Source organism: Variovorax sp. CCNWLW186 (assembly GCF_037203865.1).
Taxonomy (GTDB): Bacteria; Pseudomonadota; Gammaproteobacteria; order Burkholderiales; family Burkholderiaceae_C; genus Variovorax.
In genome coordinates this window covers 380,754-399,857 of record NZ_JBBCBO010000001.1, presented here as the reverse complement: position 1 = coordinate 399,857, position 19,104 = coordinate 380,754, and the positions used below count along the sequence as shown (strand labels likewise).

Genomic DNA, 19,104 nt, shown 5'->3' with positions numbered 1-19,104 from the left:
CCCACAGGTCCATTCTTACAAGCGCCGGGAAAAACCGCGAGACCCGCACGCAGAATAGCAACGATGAGAAAAGACATTCCCAACCTGGGCGCGCTGCAGGCCTTCGAGGCCTCGGCGCGCCTGGGGAGCTTTACCCGCGCCGCGGCCGAACTGGCGCTGACGCAAAGCGCCGTCGGGCGCCAGGTGGCCACGCTGGAGCAGCGGCTGGGGGTGCCGCTGTTTTCGCGCGTGCGCCGGCGGCTCACGCTCACCGACACCGGCCGTGAATACGCCGCGCGCATCCGCCGCCACCTGGACCAGATCCGCCGCGACACGCTCGAGATCAGCGCCGGCCACGACATGGGTTTTGTGCTCGAAGTGGCGGTGGTTCCCACCTTTGCCACCCAATGGCTGATTCCCCGGCTGCCCGACTTCAGCCGGCAGCACCCGAACATCACGGTCAATCTCTCGGTGCGCACGCAGCCCTTCTCTTTCCAGGAAAACGCCTATGACGCCGCCATCTATTTCGGCGACCAGTTCTGGCCGAGCACGCAGGGCGGGTTGATCTTTTCCGAAGGCGAGATGGTTCCCGTCTGCAGCCCGGCGTTCCGCGATGCCAACGGGCCGTGGAACGAAGCGGCCTTCGAGCGTTGCCGCCATGTGCACCTGAGCACCCGCGCGCACGCCTGGCGCGACTGGTATGCGCAACAGGGCTGGGACTACACGCTGCACGCCTCGCGCGGCCCGCGCTACGAGCTCTTCACCATGGTGACCGCCGCCGCGGCGGCCGGAATGGGCGTGGGCCTGGCGCCGCGCCTTCTGATCGAGCGCGAATTGCGAACCGGCGAACTCGTGGTACCGATCGACCGACACCTGGACGTCAGCCAGGGGTACTACTTCGCCTACCCCGAAGGCCCGCCCGCCTCCGGGGCGCTGGAGAAGTTCAAGGGATGGGTGCTCAGCCTCACGCCCGGTTGAAGAGGATCAGCCAGCCCCTCATAAGATTCGCCGACCACAAGAATCCTTCGCATGAACATTGCCCTCGAACACCCCGACCAGCCCGAGGTCGTCCAGCTCATCGAAGCGCTCGACGCCTACCAGAAGCCGCTCTATCCGCCCGAGTGCCACTACGGCATCGACATTGCCGCGCTGTCGGCGGCGCACGTGCTGTTTGCAGTTGCGCGCGACGAGTGCGGAACGGCCGTGGGCTGCGGCGCCATGGTGCTGGAGCCCGCATACGGCGAGCTCAAGCGGATGTTCGTGCGGCCGGAAAACCGCGGGCAAGGCATTGCCGCAAAAGTGCTGGCCTTTCTCGAAGCCGAGGCAATCGGCAAGGGATGCACGCGATTCGCGCTCGAGACCGGCATCAGCCAGCCGGAAGCGCTGGCTTTCTACGCCAGCGCGGGCTACGTGAAGCGAGGGCCGTTCGGGAGCTACCCGAACGACCCGTTCAGCGTGTTCATGGAAAAAAGCGCCGCCTAGCCCCGGGCCGGCGATCTTCGCGCCCCTCTCGCATCCGCCCCTCGCGGGCCCGAAATTTGCTCATTCGATCAAAAATGACAGAAAATTTTCTTTTTTGTCTTATATTTGTAAACTGATTTTCATCAAACACTCCCCTCCGGAGTGCACGGCCCACGAATGAGCACCAACGTAGACACCACCGGCACCACCGTGGCCCAGCGCATTGCGCAGGCGTTGCCGCGGCTGACGCGATCGCATCGCCAGGTGGCCGACTACGTGCTGGAGCATCCGCTGCAGGTCGCCACGCTGCCCATCGATGAGCTGGCCGCGGTGGTGGGCGTGTCGGTTGCCACGGCCAACCGCTTTGCCCGGGCACTGGATTTCGACGGCTATGCCACCTTTCGCGCCGAGCTCGTGCGCGGCTTCGAATCGCTGGTGGCGCCGGTGGAGCGCCTGCGCGGCAACCTCGAGCATCCGACCACGGTGGCCGAGGTGTTTGCCACCGCGCTGGACGAGAGCCGCCGCAACATCGAAGCCACGCGCCAGTCGCTGGACTACGCGGCATGCGAGGCGGCGGTGCAGCGCATCCTGAAGGCGCGGTCGGTGTACATCGGCGGCTTTGGTGCCAGCGCATGGCTGGCGGGGCTGCTGCAGCACGGCCTGGACGGCAGCTGCAACGACGTTCGAATGCTCTCCAGCGTGAGCGGCGTGACGCATGCGGCGCGCACGCTCATGCATGCGGGGCCGCAGGACCTGTTCATCGGCCTCACCTTTCCGCGCTACCTCACCGACACGGTGGCGCTGGCGCAGATTGCGCGCGGCCAGGGCTGCGCCGTGCTTGCGCTGACCGACAGGCCGAGCTCGCCGCTGGCGCCGTTGGCCGACGTGGCGCTCTATTGCCAGACCGAAACCAGCTACCGGCCGAATTGCGAAACCAGCGTGCTCGCATTGATCGAGGCGCTGACCAGCGCGGTGGCGCTGCGTGCGCCGCGCGCGGTGCAGTCCGCGAGCCGCATCCTGCAAGCGGTGCGCCCCTGGCTGCATGGCGCACAGGGCCTGGCGCGGGCGGAATTTGCCGCACAACCAGCCAGTGCCGCCCCGGCCGGCACCCGAAAGAAAAAGAAGAAATCCTCCTGATGAAGAACAGCAGCAACACCCCGGTCATCGCCATTCACGGCGGGGCCGGAACCATCAGCGCCGCAACGACCAGCGCCGCCCAAGCGCAGGCCTATCACGACGCGCTGCAGAACATCGTGCGCGCCGCACAGGCAGCGCTGCTCAAGGGCGCATCCGCGCTCGACGCCACCTGCCTCGCCGTCGAACTGCTCGAAGAGTGCCCGCTCTTCAACGCGGGCCACGGTGCGGTTTTCACGCACGACGAAACCCATGAGCTCGATGCCGCCGTGATGGACGGCGTAACGCTGGCCGCGGGCGCGATTGCCGGGGTCTGCCACATTCGCCGCCCGGTGCGCGCGGCGCGCGCCGTGCTCGAAGACGGCGCCCATGTGCTGCTGGCCGGCGCGGGCGCCGAAGCCTTTGCGCGCGAGCACGGTCTCGAAATGGTCGAGCCCTTTTTCTTTTCGACCGAAGCGCGTCGCCAGCAGCTCTACCGCGTGCGCGACACCGGCCGCGTGGTGACCGACCACGAAGGCGCGGCCATGACGCCGCCGCTGGACGAAGACAAGAAGTTCGGCACCGTGGGCGCCGTGGCGCTCGACATGCACGGCCACCTGGCCGCGGCCACCTCGACCGGCGGCATGACCAACAAGCGCGTCGGCCGCATTGGAGACACCCCGCTGATCGGCGCCGGCACCTATGCGGACGACCGCACCGCCGCCGTGTCTTGCACCGGCAGCGGTGAAATGTTCATCCGCGTTGCGGCCGCCTACGACGTTTGCGCGCGCATGGCCTACGGCGGCGCCACGCTCGAAGACGCCACCCGTGCCGTGGTGCACCAGTCGCTGCCCGCCATCGGCGGCACGGGCGGGCTGATCGCCATCGACCGCCACGGCAACCTGAGCCTCGCCTTCAACAGCGAAGGCATGTACCGCGGCCATGCCCGCGGCGACGAAGCCCCTGTGACGGCCATCTTCGCCTGACGCGCGCGCGCAACTCTCTTTTTCTCGCATCCCATGTCCTCCCCTGCCCTCGCCCTGCCAGACGGCCGCGTTCTCGCCGTCGACGACCTCACCGTTCGCTTCTCGACTTCGGAGCGCACGGTCGATGCCGTCAAGAAGCTGTCCTTCCACGTCGACCACGGCGAAACGCTTGCGGTGGTGGGCGAATCGGGCTCCGGCAAATCAGTCACCTCGCTCGCGCTGATGCGGCTGGTGGAGCACGGTGGCGGCCGCATCCTTGGCGGGCGCATGGCATTTCGGCGCCGCAACGGCGAAGTGCTCGACCTGGCGCAGGCGCGCGACGCGGAGATGCGCAACATCCGCGGCGCCGACATCGCGATGATCTTCCAGGAACCGATGACGTCTCTCAACCCGGTGTTCACCGCCGGCGAGCAGATTGCCGAGGCCATTCGCATCCACCAGGGCAAGAGCAACGCGGCCGCGCGCGCCGAGGCACTGCGCATGCTGGAGCTGGTGCGCATACCCGAAGCGCGCAATGTGCTCGACCGCTTTCCGCACCAGCTCTCGGGCGGCATGCGCCAGCGCGTGATGATTGCAATGGCGCTTTCGTGCAAGCCGCAGCTGCTGATTGCCGACGAGCCCACCACTGCGCTCGACGTGACAATTCAGGCGCAGATCCTCCAGCTCATTCGCGAGCTGCAGAAGGAAATGCGCATGGGCGTGCTCTTCATCACGCACGACATGGGCGTGGTGGCCGAAATTGCCGACCGCGTGCTCGTGATGTACCGCGGCGACAAAGTGGAAGCCGGCAGTTCCGACACGGTCTTCGCCTCCCCCCAGCACCCGTACACCAAGGCGCTGCTGTCGGCGGTGCCCAAGCTCGGCGCCATGCAAGGCACCGACCTGCCCGCCAAGTTCGAATTGCTGCGCACCGAAGGCAGCCCCGACACCGTGCCGATCACCGACACCACGCCGCAAACCACGGTGCGCGAAGAAGCCGGTCCCATCCTGCGCGTGCGCGACCTGGTAACACGCTTCGACGTGCGCAGCGGCTTCTTCGGCCGCGTGAAGCGCCGCGTGCATGCCGTTGAAAAAATCAGCTTCGACCTGTACCCCGGCGAAACGCTGGCGCTGGTGGGCGAATCGGGCTGCGGCAAGTCGACCACTGGCCGTTCGCTGCTGCGCCTGGTCGAAAGCCAGAGCGGTGCCATCGAGTTCGGCGGCCAGAACATCCGCGAGCTGCCCACGCGCGAGCTGCAGGCGCTGCGCCGCAATATCCAGTTCATCTTTCAAGACCCGTTCGCGTCGCTCGATCCGCGCGTGACGGTCGGCTTCTCGATCATGGAGCCGCTCTTGATCCACGGCATTGCCAAGGGCGCCGAAGCGCAGCAGCGCGTCGACTGGCTGCTGCAGAAGGTGGGCCTGCCGCCCGAAGTGGCGCAGCGCTATCCGCACGAGTTTTCAGGCGGCCAGCGCCAGCGCATCGCGATTGCGCGCGCCCTCGCTCTCAATCCCAAGGTGGTGGTGGCGGACGAATCGGTGTCGGCGCTGGACGTTTCGATTCAGGCGCAGATCGTCAACCTCATGCTCGACCTGCAGCGCGAACTGGGCGTGGCGTTTCTCTTCATCTCCCACGACATGGCCGTGGTCGAGCGCATCAGCCACCGCGTGGCCGTGATGTACCTCGGGCAGATCGTGGAGATTGGCCCGCGCCGCGCCGTGTTCGAGGCGCCCCAGCACCCCTACACCCGCAAGCTGATGGCCGCGGTGCCGGTGGCCGACCCGTCGCGCCGCCACAAGCCGCGCGCGCTGCTCGAAGGCGAGATCCCGAGCCCCATTCGCGCGGTGGGCGACGAGCCCGACGTGCCGCCGCTGGTGCAGGTGGCGCCCGGCCACTTCGTCGCACGGCACGCCGTGGGCGGAGCCTTCTGAGCGACAGGCAGATTTTTTCAACCCGCAGGCCCTCTCCTGCTTTTTTCCTCGAACCGACTGGAGTTCTTTCCATGAAGCAATCTTCTTCCTCCCTGCGATGGGCATCGGCACTGCTGGGCCTGGCCGCAATGGCGATGACCGGCACGGCATTGGCCGCGAAAGACGCGGTGCTGTCGATCGGCTACCAGCCCGAGACGCTCGACCCCTACAACACCAACACGACCATCACCACGGCCGTGACCAAGACCTTCTATGAAGGCCTGTTCCAGTTCGACAAGGACCTGAAGGTCCAGAACGTGCTGGCCGAAGGCTACGAAGTGTCGAAGGACGGCCTGGTGTACACCATCAAGCTGCGCCAGGGCGTCAAGTTCCACGACGGCACCGACTTCAACGCCGAGGCGGTGAAGTTCACGCTCGACCGCGTGCTGAACCAGGACAACAAGCTGCTGCGCTACAACCAGTTCAACCGCGTGAGCAAGGTCGAAGCGGTGAATGCCAGCACCGTGCGCATCACGCTGAAGGAGCCCTTCGGCCCCTTCATCAACTCGCTGGCCCACGCCTCGGCCGCAATGATTTCGCCCACCGCGCTGAAGAAGTGGGGCAACAAGGACATCGCCTTCCACCCGGTGGGAACCGGCCCGTTCGAATTTGTCGAGTGGAAGCAGACCGAAGCGGTCAAGGCCAAGAAGTTCGACGGCTACTGGAAGAAGGGCTACCCCAAGGTCGACACGGTGCAGTGGAAGCCCGTGCTCGAGAACAACACGCGCGCCGCCATGCTGCAGACCGGCGAAGCCGATTTCGCGTTCCCGATTCCCTACGAGCAAGCCGAGCTGCTGAAGAAGAGCGACAAGCTTGAAGTGGTGGCCATTCCGTCGATCATCACGCGCTTCCTGGCATTCAACATGCTGCAGAAGCCGTACGACAACCCGAAGGTGCGCGAAGCCATCGGCTACGCCATCAACAAGGAAGCCCTGGCCAAGGTCGCGTTCGGCGGCTATGCCTTCCCCGCGCAGGGCGTGCTGCCGCAGGGCGTGAAGTTTGCCGAGAAGATGGCACCCATTCCCTACGACGTGAAGAAGGCCAAGGAACTGCTGGCCGAAGCCGGCTACCCGAACGGCTTCGAGTCGGTGCTGTGGAGCGCCTACAACAACACGACCAGCCAGAAGACGATCCAGTTCGTGCAGCAGCAGCTCGCGCAAGTGGGCATCAAGCTGCAGGTGCAGGCACTCGAAGTGGGCCAGCGCACCGAAATGGTCGATGCATGGCCCGACGCCAAGACGGCCAAGGTGCGCATGTACTACACGGGCTGGTCGTCGTCGACCGGCGAAGCCGACTGGGGCCTGCGCCCGCTGTTCGCCTCTGAAGCCTGGGCGCCCAAGCTCAACAACATGTCGTTCTACAAGAGCGAGGTGGTGGACAACGCACTGGCCAAGGCGCTGATTACCGTGGACGACAAGGAAAAGGCCGCGCTCTACAAGACCGCGCAGGAAGAAATCCGCAAGGACCTGCCGCGCGTGCCGCTGGTGACCGAGCAGAACCTGTCGGCGCACTCCAAGCGCCTGTCGGGTGTGTACGTGATGCCTGACGGCAACATCAACATCGACGCCATCTCGATTAATTGACCCACCCCCGAAGCGGCTCACTTCGTGTAGCCGCCTCCCCCTCAAGGGGGCGACACCTGCGGCCCGGCGGAGCCGGTTCCGCGGTGTCTCCCGATGGGCCCCGAGGCCTTGACGAGGGTTGATTGTCTGTATGCCATGCTGAATTACTTTCTCAAACGACTGTTGGGGCTGATCCCGACGCTGCTCATCGTGGCAGTGCTGGTGTTCCTGTTCGTCCACATGCTGCCGGGCGATCCGGCGCGCCTTGCCGCCGGCCAGGAGGCCGACGAGCAGACCGTGGCCATGGTGCGCGCGGAGCTGGGCCTGGACAAGCCGCTGCCGCAGCAGTTCGTGAGCTTCTTCACCCACATGCTGCAGGGCGACTTCGGCACCTCGATCCGCACGCGGCGGCCGGTGGCGACGGAGATCGGCGAGCGCTTTTTCCCGACGGTGATGCTCACCATCACCAGCATGGTGTGGGCGGTGATTTTCGGCATGGGCATCGGCATTGTTTCCGCGGTGTTCCGCAACCAATGGCCCGACCGGCTCGGCATGACGCTGGCGGTGTCGGGCATCTCTTTTCCCGCATTTGCATTGGGCATGCTGCTGATGCAGATCTTCTCGGTTCAGCTCGGCTGGCTGCCCACCGTGGGGGCCAGCAGTTGGAAGCACTACATCCTGCCTTCGATCACGCTGGGCGCAGCGGTGGCCGCCGTGATGGCGCGCTTCACCCGCGCATCCTTCGTCGAAGTGATCCAGGAAGACTTTGTTCGCACGGCGCGCGCCAAGGGCGTGCGCGAGCGCACGGTCATCATCAAGCACTGCCTGCGCAATGCGCTCATTCCGGTGGTGACCATGATGGGCCTGCAGTTCGGTTTTCTGCTGGGCGGCTCGATTCTTGTCGAGGCGGTGTTCAACTGGCCCGGCCTCGGCCGCCTGTTGGTCGACGCGGTGCAGATGCGCGACTACCCCGTCATCCAGACGCTGGTGCTGCTGTTCTCGCTCGAATTCATTCTGATCAACCTGGTGGTCGATGTGCTGTATGGCTACATCAACCCCACCATCCGCTACAAGTGAGGCAGCCGACATGACGCAAGCTTCCGGCGTGTCTGCCGAAATCATCGCTCCGCCCGTGGTGGCGGTTCAAACCGCGGGCAAGGTCCGCACGCCCTGGGGCGAATGCTGGCGCCGCTTCAAGAAGCAGCCGGTGGGCATCGTGGCGGCAGTGTTCGTGCTGCTGCTGGTGTTCGTTGCGGTGTTCGCGCCGTGGATCGTGCCCTTCGACGCGGAGAACTTCTTCGACTACGACATGCTGAACACGGGCCCCTCGGCCACGCACTGGTTCGGCGTCGATCCGCTGGGCCGCGACATCTTCAGCCGCATCCTGATGGGTGCGCGCATTTCGTTGATGGCGGGTTTTCTCTCGGTGCTGGTGGGCGGCTTCGTCGGCACGGCCTTCGGCCTGCTCGCGGGCTACTACGAAGGCTGGTGGGACCGCATCGTGATGCGCATCTCCGACGTGCTGTTTGCCTTTCCGGGCATTCTGCTGGCGCTGGGCGTGGTCGCCATCCTGGGCAGCAGCATGACCAACGTGGTGGTGGCGGTGTCGGTGTTCAGCGTGCCGGCGTTCGCGCGCCTGGTGCGCGGCAACACGCTGGTGCTCAAGCAGCAGACCTACATCGAGGCCGAGCGCAGCATCGGCGCATCGGACTGGACGATCATCGTGCGGCACATCCTGCCGGGCACCATCTCCTCGATCGTCGTGTATTTCTCGATGCGCGTGGGCACGTCGATCATCACGGCGGCCAGCCTCTCGTTCCTGGGCATGGGCGCGCAACCGCCAACGCCTGAGTGGGGCGCCATGCTCAGCGAAGCACGCGCCGACATGGTGACCTCGCCCCACGTGGCGCTGTTCCCTAGCCTGGCCATCTTCTTCACGGTGCTGGCCTTCAACCTGCTGGGCGATGCGCTGCGCGACGCGCTCGACCCCAAGATCGACCGCCAGTAAACCGGGGCCTCGCATGCCATCGATTCCGCACATCGGCAGCCTGCCCTCGGGCACGCGCAACGCCATCACCGACGTGCAGGGCGTTTCGGTCGGGCATCGCACGCTGGCCGACGACGGCGTGCAGACCGGCGTCACGGTCGTGCGCCCGCATGGCGGCGACGCTTTCCGCGACAAGGTGCCGGCCGCGGCCGTGGTGCTCAACGGCTTCGGCAAGAGCGTGGGGCTGGTGCAGGTCGAGGAACTGGGCGTGCTCGAAACGCCGATTGCGCTCACCAACACCTTCTCCGTCGGCACGGTTGCGACGGCGCAGATCCGCGACTGCGTGGCGGCCAATCCGGAGTCGGGGCGCTCGCTGCCCACGGTCAATCCGCTGGTCTTCGAGTGCAACGACGGTTTTCTCAACGACATCCAGCGGCTGGCCGTGACCGAGGCCGACTACCTGCACGCACTGCAAAGCGCAGGCGCCGATTTCGAGCAGGGCTCGGTGGGCGCGGGCCGCGGCATGTCGAGCTTCCATTTCAAGGGTGGCATCGGCAGTGCTTCGCGCTGCGTGCCCTCGCGCCAGGGCGGCGTGCACACAGTGGGCGCGCTGGTGCTGGCCAACTATGGCCGGCTGCCGCAACTGGTGCTGGCCGGCCGAGCGGTCGGTGCGCAGCTCGCGGCACAGCTGGCTTCGCAAGACGCAGCCGCGCAAGCGACCACTGCCGCGGAGCCGGAAAAGGGCTCGATCATCATGCTCATTGCCACCGACGCGCCGCTGGACGCGCGGCAGCTGCGCCGGCTGGCGTTGCGCGCTGGCGCCGGGCTGGCGCGCACGGGCTCGGTTTTCGGCCACGGGAGCGGCGACATCGCACTGGCTTTCTCGACCGCCTACACCGTGCCCGACCGGGCCGAACGGCCGATGCCTGCCGTCGCCATGCTGCACGACAGCCTGCTTGACGATATCTTCCAGGCTGCGGCCGACAGCACCGAACAAGCCATCGTCCACGCGCTGTGGCGTGCCACGGCGGTGACCGGCCGCGACGGCCACCACCGGCGGGCGCTTTCGGAGCTGCTGCCGCCCTCTTCCTTCATCTCTTGATCCGCAGGCCTTGCTCCGCATGAAAGTTCTGATCTCCACCGACATCGAAGGCGTTGCCGGCGTCTACCACCAGGAGCAGGTGCGCCCCGGCAATCCGGAGTTCGAGCGTGCCCGCCTGCTGATGGCGCAAGAGGCCAATGCGGCCATTGCCGGCGCCTTCGAGGCCGGCGCCACCGAGGTGCTGGTCAACGATTCGCACGGCGGCTTTCGCAACATGCCGCCCGACGTACTCGACCCGCGCGCCCGCGTGGTCCAGGGCAAGCCGCGGTACTTGAGCATGGTGGCGGGCGTGGAAGAAGGCGTGCAAGCCGTCTGCATGGTGGGCTACCACTCGCGCGCGCAGGGGCGCGGCATCCTCGCCCACACCATCAACAGCTTTGCGTTCGCGGGCATCTGGCTGGGCGACCGGGAACTGGGCGAGGCCGGGCTCTATGGCGCGCTGGCAGGTGAATACGGCGTGCCGGTGGTCATGGCCAGCGGAGACGATGTGTTCATCGCCGAGAACCAGCCGGTCTTCCCGCATGCGGTCTTCGTGCAGACCAAGCGGGCCACGGGGTTCAGCAGCGGCGTGTCGCTTTCACCCGAACAGTCGCGTGCGGCCATCCATTCAGGGGTCAAGCAGGGCCTGGCGGCCAGGGCCAGCGCAGCCCCTTTGGTCTTCAAGGGCCCGCAGGTGGTCACTCTGCGCACCCAGTCACCCGCCATGGCCGATCTTTTCTGCCAATGGCCGTCGTTCGAACGCGTCGATGGTGTGAGCTTGCGTTTCACCGCCGACTCCGTGGAAGCCGCGGTTCGCATGCTGAACTGCTGCTCGGCCATGTCGGCCATGCTGCGCTGAAGCAGCACCCGCACTCTCCCCAAGGCGGGAGTGGACAAAACGCGCAATGCCAATGGGCCTTATCCTAGGCCTGCGGAGCACTCGCGCCCTTATCCAGAATAAGCATTCAACCGCCCGGCAACCCGCATGGGCATTGGAGAATAAGCTTATCCGCATAAGGCGCGAACCAAAAAATAGTTTGCTTCCATAAGGCGTGCTTTCAGAATCTCGGCTTCTTGCTGGGGCGCCCCGTTGGACGTGCGGCACCGCACTTCTTCAAGACTCACGATGTACCAATACACAGATTTCGATCGCCAGTTCGTCCACCAACGGGCAGCCCAATACAGAGACCAGCTCGAGCGCTGGCAAAAGGGCAAGCTCGCCGAAGACGAGTTCCGCCCGCTGCGGCTGCAAAACGGCTGGTACGTGCAACGCTATGCGCCCATGCTGCGCGTGGCCGTGCCGTACGGCGAGCTCTCGAGCCGCCAACTGCGCGTGCTGGCCCGCATCGCCCGCGAATACGACGAGCCCGAAGCCGAGGTCTACAAGAAGGCCATCGAGACGCAGGGCCTGCTCGGCAGCCACAAGCTGCCCACGCACTACGCCCACTTCTCGACGCGCCAGAACGTTCAGTACAACTGGATTCCGCTTTCCAAGTCCGCCGACGTGATGGACCTGCTGGCCTCGGTCGACATGCACGGCATTCAGACCAGCGGCAATTGCATTCGCAACATCACCAGCGACGAGCGTGCCGGCATCGCGGTCGACGAAATTGCCGACCCGCGCCCGTTCGCGGAAATCATGCGCCAGTGGAGCACGCTGCACCCCGAATTCGCCTTCCTGCCGCGCAAGTTCAAGATCGCCATCACGGGCGCCACCGAAGACCGCGCCGCCACCGGCTGGCATGACGTGGGCCTGCACGTGGTGAAGAACGAGGCCGGAGAAATCGGCTTTCGCGTGCAGGTGGGCGGCGGCATGGGCCGCACACCCATCATCGGCACCGTGCTGCGCGAGTTCCTGCCTTGGCAGCAGATCATGAATTACCTCGAAGCGGTGATTCGTGTCTACAACCGCTATGGCCGCCGCGACAACATCTACAAGGCGCGCATCAAGATCCTGGTGAAGGCCGAAGGCCAGCGCTATATCGACGATGTGGAAGCCGAGTACAAGCAGATCATCGAGCACGACGGCGCACCGCACACCATCACGCAGGAAGAGTACGACCGCGTGGCCGCCTCCTTCGTGCCACCGACGCTGGCCACCCGCGTGCTGCAAAGCGCCGAGAAGACCGACGCCGAGCTGCGCGCCCACGCCGCGGACGACGTGCAGTTCGCCCGCTGGCTGGCCCGCAACGTGGCCCCGCACAAGAACCCCGCGCTGCGCGCCGTCACCTTGTCGTTCAAGCGCCTGAAGCAGGCGCCCGGCGATGCATCGGCCGACCAGCTCGACACGCTTGCCGTGCTGGCCGACCGCTTTTCGGCCGGCGAAGCCCGCGTAACGCACGACCAGAACATCGTGCTGCCCTGGGTGCATGCCGAAGACCTGCACGCACTGTGGCTTGCCGCCCGCGCAGCCGGCTTTGCCAGCGCCAACGTGCACCTGCTCACCGACATGATCGCCTGCCCCGGCGGCGACTTCTGCGCGCTGGCCAATGCGCGCTCCATTCCCATCGCCGAAGCCATTACCGAGCGCTACCAGGACCTGGACGAGCTCGACGACCTGGGCGAGATCGACCTGCACATCAGCGGCTGCATCAACTCGTGCGGCCATCACCACAGCGGCCACATCGGCATTCTGGGCGTCGACAAGGACGGCAAGGAGTGGTACCAGGTCACCCTGGGCGGCTCCGACGGTTCCGCCCTCAGCGGCACGCCGCAGGCCGGCAAGGTGGTCGGTCCTTCGTTCTCGGCGGCCGAAGTGCCGGGCGTGATCGAGGCCGTGCTCACCACCTACCGCGACACCCGCGAAAATGGCGAGACCTTCATCGACACGCTGCGCCGCGTGGGCCACGCCCCCTTCAAGGCCGCGGCCAACAGTGCGCGCTTCAAGGTGGAGGAAGCAGCATGAACCGCAAGCTGAACATCCTGGCCGCCGAAGAGCACATCGACGACGGTGACCCGAAGGTGCTGCAACTGCCGAACGATGCCGACCCGCTCGCCATCGAAGTGTGCCTGGAAGACATCGAGCGCATCGACCTGAACTTTCCGAAGTTCACCGACGGCCGCGCCTACAGCCAGGCCTTTCTGCTGCGCCGCCGCCTGGGCTTCAAGGGCGACATTCGCGCCACGGGCGACGTGCTGATCGACCAGCTGGTGCAAATGGAACGCACCGGTTTTTCGAGCGCCGTGCTCAAAGAAGGCGTGGACGCCTCCGACGCGCAGCGCCAGTTCGACCGCTTTGCCGCCTTCTACCAGGGCGACGCGGTGCAGCCGGCGCCGCACTTCGCGGCCAGCAACTGAGCCCGCACAGGAAACTTCGACATGAGCATTGCCACGGACATCGACTTCGCGCGCATCAACACCGAACTCGGCCGCAACGCCGAGGGGTTGGTGGACTGGGCAATCGGCCTCGGCCAACCGGCGATCGTCACCACCAACTTTCGCCCGTTCGAGGCCGTGATCCTGCACATGGTCACGCGCGCCAAACGCGATGTTCCGGTGATCTGGATGGACAACGGCTACAACACCGAGGCCACCTACCGCTTTGCCGACGAGGTGACCAAGCAGCTGGGCCTGGATCTGCATATCTACCTGCCGCGCCGCTCGCGTGCGCACCGTGAAGCGGTGGAAGGCCCGACCCCGGCGCTGGACGATCCGCGCCATGCCGCCTTTACCGAAGAAGTGAAGCTGGAGCCCTTTGCCCGTGCACTGCGCGAAACGGCGCCCAAGGTGTGGTTTACCGCGCTGCGCGCCACCGACACCGCCGTGCGCGCGCAGATGGACCCGGTCAGCGTCAACCCCGACGGCCTGATCAAGGTTGCGCCGCTCTTGCACTGGTCGTCCAAGGATTTGTACGAATACTGCGAAGCGAACGGCCTGCCCAACAACTTCGACTACGTGGACCCAACCAAAGGCGAAGACAACCGCGAATGCGGATTGCATCTTTCGCACTGAGAGCCAACGCCTCACCTAACGCCCCCTCCGATGAACGCCCGTACCGAAGCCGAACTCTTGCTGCCCTCGATGCATTCCCCTGCGCACCTGTCCAACACGCACCTCGATGCGCTCGAAGAAGAAACGATCTTCATCCTGCGTGAAGTCGCGGCCGCCTTCGAGCGCCCCACCCTGCTGTTTTCGGGCGGCAAGGATTCGCTTGTGCTGCTGAAGTGCGCCGAAAAGGCTTTTGGTGTCGGCCGCATTCCCTACCCGTTGCTGATGATCGACACGGGCCACAACTTTCCTGAAGTGACGGCCTACCGCGACCAGCGCGCCAAGGAACTGGGCGCCGAGCTCATCGTGCGCAGCGTCGAAGACTCGATGGCGCGCGGCACCGTGCGCCTGGCCCACCCGGGCGAGTCGCGCAATGCGCACCAGTCGGTCACGCTGCTCGAAGCGATTGAAGAATTCCGCTTCGACGCGCTGATTGGCGGCGCCCGCCGCGACGAGGAAAAAGCGCGCGCCAAGGAGCGCATCTTTTCGCACCGCGACTCGTTCGGCCAATGGCAACCCAAGGACCAGCGCCCCGAACTCTGGACGCTGTTCAACACGCGCCTGGCACCGGGAGAGCACTTCCGCGTGTTCCCCATTTCGAACTGGACCGAGCTCGACGTGTGGCAATACATCGAGCGCGAGCACGTCGGCCTGCCGTCGATCTACTACACGCACAAGCGCGAAGTGGTCGAGCGCCGCGGCCTCTTGGTGCCGGTGACCGAACTCACCCCCCCGCGCGACGGCGAAACGGTGCAGGTGCGCGACGTGCGCTTTCGCACCGTGGGCGACATCACCACCACCTGCCCGGTCGAGAGCCTGGCCGCCGATGCGGGCGACGTGGTGCTCGAGACGCTGTCGGTCGATGTGAGCGAGCGCGGCGCCACGCGCATGGACGACATGACTTCGGAAGCTTCGATGGAGAAGCGCAAGAAAGACGGATATTTCTGATGAGCACGACGACGGCAACCCTCGATAGCAACGCCCTGCACGGCGACACCGGCACCGCCCTGCGCTTCATCACCTGCGGCTCGGTGGACGACGGCAAGAGCACGCTCATCGGCCGACTGCTGGTCGACAGCAAGACCGTGCTGCAAGACCAGCTGGCCGGCGTGCAGCGCGGCGGCGAAACCGACCTGGCCCTGCTTACCGATGGCCTCTCGGCCGAGCGCGAACAGGGCATCACCATCGACGTGGCCTATCGCTACTTCTCGACCGCCAAGCGCAAGTTCATCATCGGCGACGCGCCGGGCCACGAGCAGTACACCCGCAACATGGTCACGGCCGCCTCGGCCGCCGATGCCGCCGTGGTGCTGGTCGATGCCACCAAGCTGGCGTGGGCCGCCGAAGTGGAAGACGGCACTGTGGTCAAGCGCGAGCTGCTGCCGCAAACCCGCCGTCACACGCTGCTGACCCATCTGCTGCGCGTGCAGTCGATTGTGTTCGCGGTCAACAAGCTCGACGCCATCGACGACGCCGCCCTGGCCTTCGAACGCATTTCGACCGCGCTGAACGCCTTTGCCGAAGCGGCCGGCGTGCAGGTGGCCGCCATCGTGCCGATCTCGGCCCTCAAAGGCTGGAACGTGGCCACGCGCCATGCCGACTGGGTGGGCTACGAAGGCCCGAGCCTGCTCGAGCTGCTCGAGGAACTGCCGGTCACCGTGCAGGACGAGGCCGTGCCCTTCGCCTTTCCGGTGCAGTGGGTCGAAAAATTCTCTTCCTCGGCCGACACCTCGCAGGGCCGCCGCGTGTTCTGGGGCCGCGTGGCCTCGGGCCATGTGGAGCCCGGCCAGCGCGTGACGGTGCTGCCCAGCAACCAGACCGCCACGGTCGCCCAGGTGCTGAGCCACACGCGCCAGCCGAAGGTGGTGCATGCGGGCCACAGCGCCGGCATCGTGCTCGACCGCGAGGTGGACGTGTCGCGCGGCGACTGGCTGCTGGCACCCGGTGCCTTCGAGCCGGTGCGCGAAATTACCGCCACGGTCGCCTGGCTCGACGACGAGCCGCTGGTTGCGGGCCGCGTCTACTGGGCGCTGCAGGGCCATCGCTGGGTGAAAGCCAAGGTGGCGCGCATCGTCGACCGGGTGAACATCACGACGCTCGAATCGGAGCCGACGGCACAGCTGGAGGCCAATTCCATCGGCGATGTGGTGCTTGCGCTGCAGCAGCCGCTGGCCGTTCTGCCCTTCACGCAATCGCGGGCATTGGGCTCCCTGGTGCTGGTCGATACGGCCACTCACAAGACCGCTGCGGCCGTGCTCGTGCAGCCTGCCGCCGCAAAGGCCTAAAATCTGGGGTTTTCCCGACCTCACACTGACGCTAAAAGACAAATGACCCACGTCGTCTCTGAAGCCTGCATCCGCTGCAAATACACCGACTGCGTGGACGTATGCCCCGTGGATTGCTTCCGCGAAGGTCCCAACATGCTGGTGATCGACCCGGACGAGTGCATCGATTGCGCGGTTTGCATTCCCGAATGCCCGGTCAATGCGATCTACGCCGAGGAAGACCTCCCGGCCAACCAGATCGCCTTCATCAAGCTCAACGCCGAACTCGCGCTGGCCGACGGCTGGAAGAGCATCACCAAGCGCAAGCCGGCCCTCCCCGACGCCGAAGAGTGGAAAGACAAGACCGACAAGATCGGCGAACTGGTCCGTTGAACCCGGCAGGCGCAGCCCCCATCGAAACCGACGCCCTCATCATCGGCGCCGGTCCGGTCGGGCTGTTCCAGGCCTTCCAGCTCGGCCTGCTTGAGATTTCCTGCCACATCGTCGATGCGCTGCCCGCCGCGGGCGGCCAGTGCGTGGCGCTCTACGGCGACAAGCCGATTTACGACATTCCCGGCACGCCGGTCACCAGCGGACGCGGCCTTGCGCAATCGCTGCTGGAGCAGGTGGCGCCGTTCAAGCCGCAGTTTCATTTCGGCGAACAGGTAGCCACCCTCGCCCGCCAGGCCGATGAGCGCTTGCTGCTGACGACCTCGGCGGGCAAGGCTTTCCTGGCCAAGACCGTGTTCATCGCGGCCGGTGTCGGCGCCTTCGTGCCCAAGCGCATTGCCATCGGAGGCATTGCGCAGTTCGAAGGCAGCTCGCTTTTCTATCATCCCGATTCGCTGGACCGCTTCGCGGGACAGACGGTGGTGGTGAATGGCGGCGACGACGTCGCGCTGGAAACCGCCATTGCGCTCACGGCCATCGCCAAGCAGGTCACGCTGGTGCACCGGCGCGACGGCTTTCAGGCCGACGAAGGCACCGTCGTTTCGATGCGTGCGCTGGTCGCCGAAGGCAGGCTGGCGTTCAAGGTCGGCCAGCCCACCGCTTTCGACGGCAAGCAGCTGCAGATCACCACGCCCGACGCGACCACGGTCGACCTCCCGCTCGACGCGCTGGTCGCCTGCCTTGGCATTTCGCCCCGCCTCGGCCCCATTGCCGACTGGGGCCTGGAACTCGAGCGCAAGCAGGTGCCGGTCGACACCGAAAAGTACGAAACCCGTGAACGCGGCGTGTTCGCGGTGGGCGATATCAACACCTACCCGGGCAAGAAGAAGCTCATCGTCTGCGGCTTTCACGAGGCGACGCTGGCCGCCTGGGGTGCCACTGCCATCGTGTTCCCCGGCAAGGCCGTGCCGCTGCAGTACACGACCACCAGCACCCGGCTGCACGAGCTGCTGGGCGTGGCTGGCACTACTTCCAGCTAGGCAGCAAAGCCCGGTATTCGTCGATGAAGCTGCCGATGGCGGCGACGAAGCGGTCGATGTCCGCGTCCGGCAACGGCAGCGACAGCACGACGAAGCCTCGCGGCGAGGCGTAGATGCCCTGGCTCAGCAGGTGGAAGAACAGCAACTGGCGCACTCGTCCGTCCACCGCCGCCAGATCGTCCACGCGCCGCACTTCCCCTCGGAGGAAATGCGCGTTCATCAGCGAACCCACGCCGGTGAACTGCATGGCCACGCCCTCCTTCGCGCACAGCGCGTTGAGCCGCGCACGCATCGCCTCGCCGCGCTCGGCCAGCGCGCCGGCCGCCTCGGGGGTGAAGAGTTTCGTGAGGCCGGCATACCCGGCGGCCATGGTCATCACGTTGTTGTTGAAGGTGCCCGAATGCGTGAGCGAGCCCGTGCGTGGATCGAACTGCGCCATCACGTCCGCACGCCCGCCGAAAGCCCCGAACGACATGCCGCCGCCGATGTACTTGCCGAGTGTGGTGAGGTCGGACCGGATGCCCAGCTTATTGGCGAGGCCGTTCGGCGCAAGGCGCGAGGTCATGACCTCGTCGAAGATCAGCAGCGCGCCGACCTCCGTTGCGCCGTCGCGAAGCGCCTGAAGGAAGTCGAGACGCCCCGGAATGCAGCCGCTCGCGCCCTGCATCGGTTCGGCCAGGATGGCGGCGATCTCCGGCCCGTGCTTGGCGATCTGCTCGCTCGCAAGCTGCGGGTCGTTGTAGGGCAGCACCAGGAAATCGAAGGGCACGGTCGTCGGCAGAGGCTTGGCACCGAAGCCGAGCACGCCGCCGTGATAGCCGCCCGAGAACACCACGATCTTTCGCCTTCCCGTGAAGTGCAGCGCGGCCGTGAGCGCCATCAGGTTCGCCTCGGTGCCCGAGTTGGTGAAGCGCAATTGCTCGATCTGCGGAAAGCGCTCGCAGATGGTCCTTGCGAGCCGCCCTTCGAGCAGGTTGTGCCCCGTCAGGTTGATACCGCTTTGCATCGCCTCGATGACGGCATCGCGGATCTCGGGCGCCGAGTGGCCGTAGACGCCGGCCGTGTACTCGGCGATGAAGTCCGCATAGCGGTGGCCGTCGGCATCCCAGAGCGCAGCGCCCTCGCCCTTGGCGATGGTGAGCGGAAATGGCGCGTAGAAAAGCACCGAGCGGCTGTTGGCGCCGGGCATGTAGCGCGCCTGCTCCTCGAACTGGCGCCGGCTCGCGGGGTTGCCGTCGGTGAAGCGTCGATGCGCCTCGGCAAGGGCTTGGTCGATTGCGGCGTCGGTCATGGACTGATCCTTC

Annotated in this window: 18 protein-coding genes; 17 read left to right on the top strand and 1 reads right to left on the bottom strand. The window is 66.0% G+C overall.

Features of this window, described 5'->3' with window-relative positions:
• Nucleotides 1-63 precede the first annotated feature (63 nt).
• The 17 genes from V9K97_RS01970 to V9K97_RS01890 all read left to right on the top strand — a co-directional run bounded on the left by V9K97_RS01970 (nt 64) and on the right by V9K97_RS01890 (nt 17,800).
• Nucleotides 64-957: a LysR substrate-binding domain-containing protein gene (locus V9K97_RS01970; protein ID WP_337315960.1), complete on the top strand. Its 894-nt coding sequence runs from the start codon at nt 64-66 to the stop codon at nt 955-957.
• 51 nt (nt 958-1,008) lie between these two features.
• Nucleotides 1,009-1,461, top strand: coding sequence for a GNAT family N-acetyltransferase (locus V9K97_RS01965; protein WP_337315959.1), 453 nt, complete (start codon nt 1,009-1,011; stop codon nt 1,459-1,461).
• Between the two features lie 156 nt (nt 1,462-1,617).
• Entirely contained in the window at nt 1,618-2,577 is a 960-nt protein-coding gene (locus tag V9K97_RS01960; protein ID WP_258506018.1) for a MurR/RpiR family transcriptional regulator, read from the top strand.
• The gene (locus V9K97_RS01955; RefSeq protein WP_337315958.1) at nt 2,577-3,539 is read left to right on the top strand and encodes an isoaspartyl peptidase/L-asparaginase family protein; all 963 of its coding nucleotides are present in this window, start codon (nt 2,577-2,579) and stop codon (nt 3,537-3,539) included. Before V9K97_RS01960 ends, V9K97_RS01955 begins: the two co-directional genes overlap by 1 nt.
• Before the next feature lie 33 nt (nt 3,540-3,572).
• Nucleotides 3,573-5,450, top strand: a complete 1,878-nt coding sequence (locus tag V9K97_RS01950) for a dipeptide ABC transporter ATP-binding protein (protein WP_337295865.1) — start codon at nt 3,573-3,575, stop codon at nt 5,448-5,450.
• 71 nt (nt 5,451-5,521) lie between these two features.
• The gene (gene gsiB / locus V9K97_RS01945) at nt 5,522-7,072 is read left to right on the top strand and encodes a glutathione ABC transporter substrate-binding protein GsiB (RefSeq protein ID WP_337295866.1); all 1,551 of its coding nucleotides are present in this window, start codon (nt 5,522-5,524) and stop codon (nt 7,070-7,072) included.
• Nucleotides 7,073-7,207: 135 nt separating this feature from the next.
• Nucleotides 7,208-8,128, top strand: coding sequence for a glutathione ABC transporter permease GsiC (gene gsiC, locus V9K97_RS01940; RefSeq protein ID WP_337315957.1), 921 nt, complete (start codon nt 7,208-7,210; stop codon nt 8,126-8,128).
• A gap of 10 nt (nt 8,129-8,138) precedes the next feature.
• Nucleotides 8,139-9,059, top strand: coding sequence for a glutathione ABC transporter permease GsiD (gsiD, locus tag V9K97_RS01935; RefSeq protein ID WP_258506013.1), 921 nt, complete (start codon nt 8,139-8,141; stop codon nt 9,057-9,059).
• Nucleotides 9,060-9,072: 13 nt separating this feature from the next.
• Nucleotides 9,073-10,140: a DmpA family aminopeptidase gene (locus V9K97_RS01930; protein WP_337315956.1), complete on the top strand. Its 1,068-nt coding sequence runs from the start codon at nt 9,073-9,075 to the stop codon at nt 10,138-10,140.
• 19 nt (nt 10,141-10,159) lie between these two features.
• Nucleotides 10,160-10,978, top strand: a complete 819-nt coding sequence (locus V9K97_RS01925) for a M55 family metallopeptidase (RefSeq protein WP_337315955.1) — start codon at nt 10,160-10,162, stop codon at nt 10,976-10,978.
• Nucleotides 10,979-11,245: 267 nt separating this feature from the next.
• Nucleotides 11,246-13,024, top strand: a complete 1,779-nt coding sequence (locus tag V9K97_RS01920) for a nitrite/sulfite reductase (protein WP_337315954.1) — start codon at nt 11,246-11,248, stop codon at nt 13,022-13,024.
• Nucleotides 13,021-13,416 carry a DUF934 domain-containing protein gene (locus V9K97_RS01915; RefSeq protein ID WP_126746440.1) on the top strand — a complete coding sequence of 132 codons (396 nt, stop codon included), beginning with the start codon at nt 13,021-13,023 and terminating at the stop codon, nt 13,414-13,416. The genes V9K97_RS01920 and V9K97_RS01915 overlap by 4 nt, the downstream gene beginning before the upstream one ends.
• A 21-nt stretch (nt 13,417-13,437) precedes the next feature.
• Nucleotides 13,438-14,070, top strand: coding sequence for a phosphoadenosine phosphosulfate reductase domain-containing protein (locus V9K97_RS01910; RefSeq protein ID WP_281150693.1), 633 nt, complete (start codon nt 13,438-13,440; stop codon nt 14,068-14,070).
• Nucleotides 14,071-14,100: 30 nt separating this feature from the next.
• Nucleotides 14,101-15,054, top strand: coding sequence for a sulfate adenylyltransferase subunit CysD (gene cysD / locus V9K97_RS01905; RefSeq protein WP_337315953.1), 954 nt, complete (start codon nt 14,101-14,103; stop codon nt 15,052-15,054).
• A complete protein-coding gene (locus V9K97_RS01900; RefSeq protein ID WP_337295872.1) occupies nt 15,054-16,391 on the top strand; it encodes a sulfate adenylyltransferase subunit 1 in 1,338 nt (445 codons plus the stop codon). Before cysD ends, V9K97_RS01900 begins: the two co-directional genes overlap by 1 nt.
• A 42-nt stretch (nt 16,392-16,433) precedes the next feature.
• A complete protein-coding gene (gene fdxA / locus V9K97_RS01895; RefSeq protein ID WP_055806301.1) occupies nt 16,434-16,763 on the top strand; it encodes a ferredoxin FdxA in 330 nt (109 codons plus the stop codon).
• On the top strand, nt 16,760-17,800 hold the full coding sequence (locus V9K97_RS01890; protein WP_337315952.1) for an NAD(P)/FAD-dependent oxidoreductase: 1,041 nt from the start codon (nt 16,760-16,762) through the stop codon (nt 17,798-17,800). Before fdxA ends, V9K97_RS01890 begins: the two co-directional genes overlap by 4 nt.
• Here the strand turns inward: V9K97_RS01890 and V9K97_RS01885 are convergent.
• Nucleotides 17,787-19,091, bottom strand: coding sequence for an aspartate aminotransferase family protein (locus V9K97_RS01885; RefSeq protein ID WP_337315951.1), 1,305 nt, complete (start codon nt 19,089-19,091; stop codon nt 17,787-17,789). The genes V9K97_RS01890 and V9K97_RS01885 overlap by 14 nt on opposite strands.
• Nucleotides 19,092-19,104 lie beyond the last annotated feature (13 nt).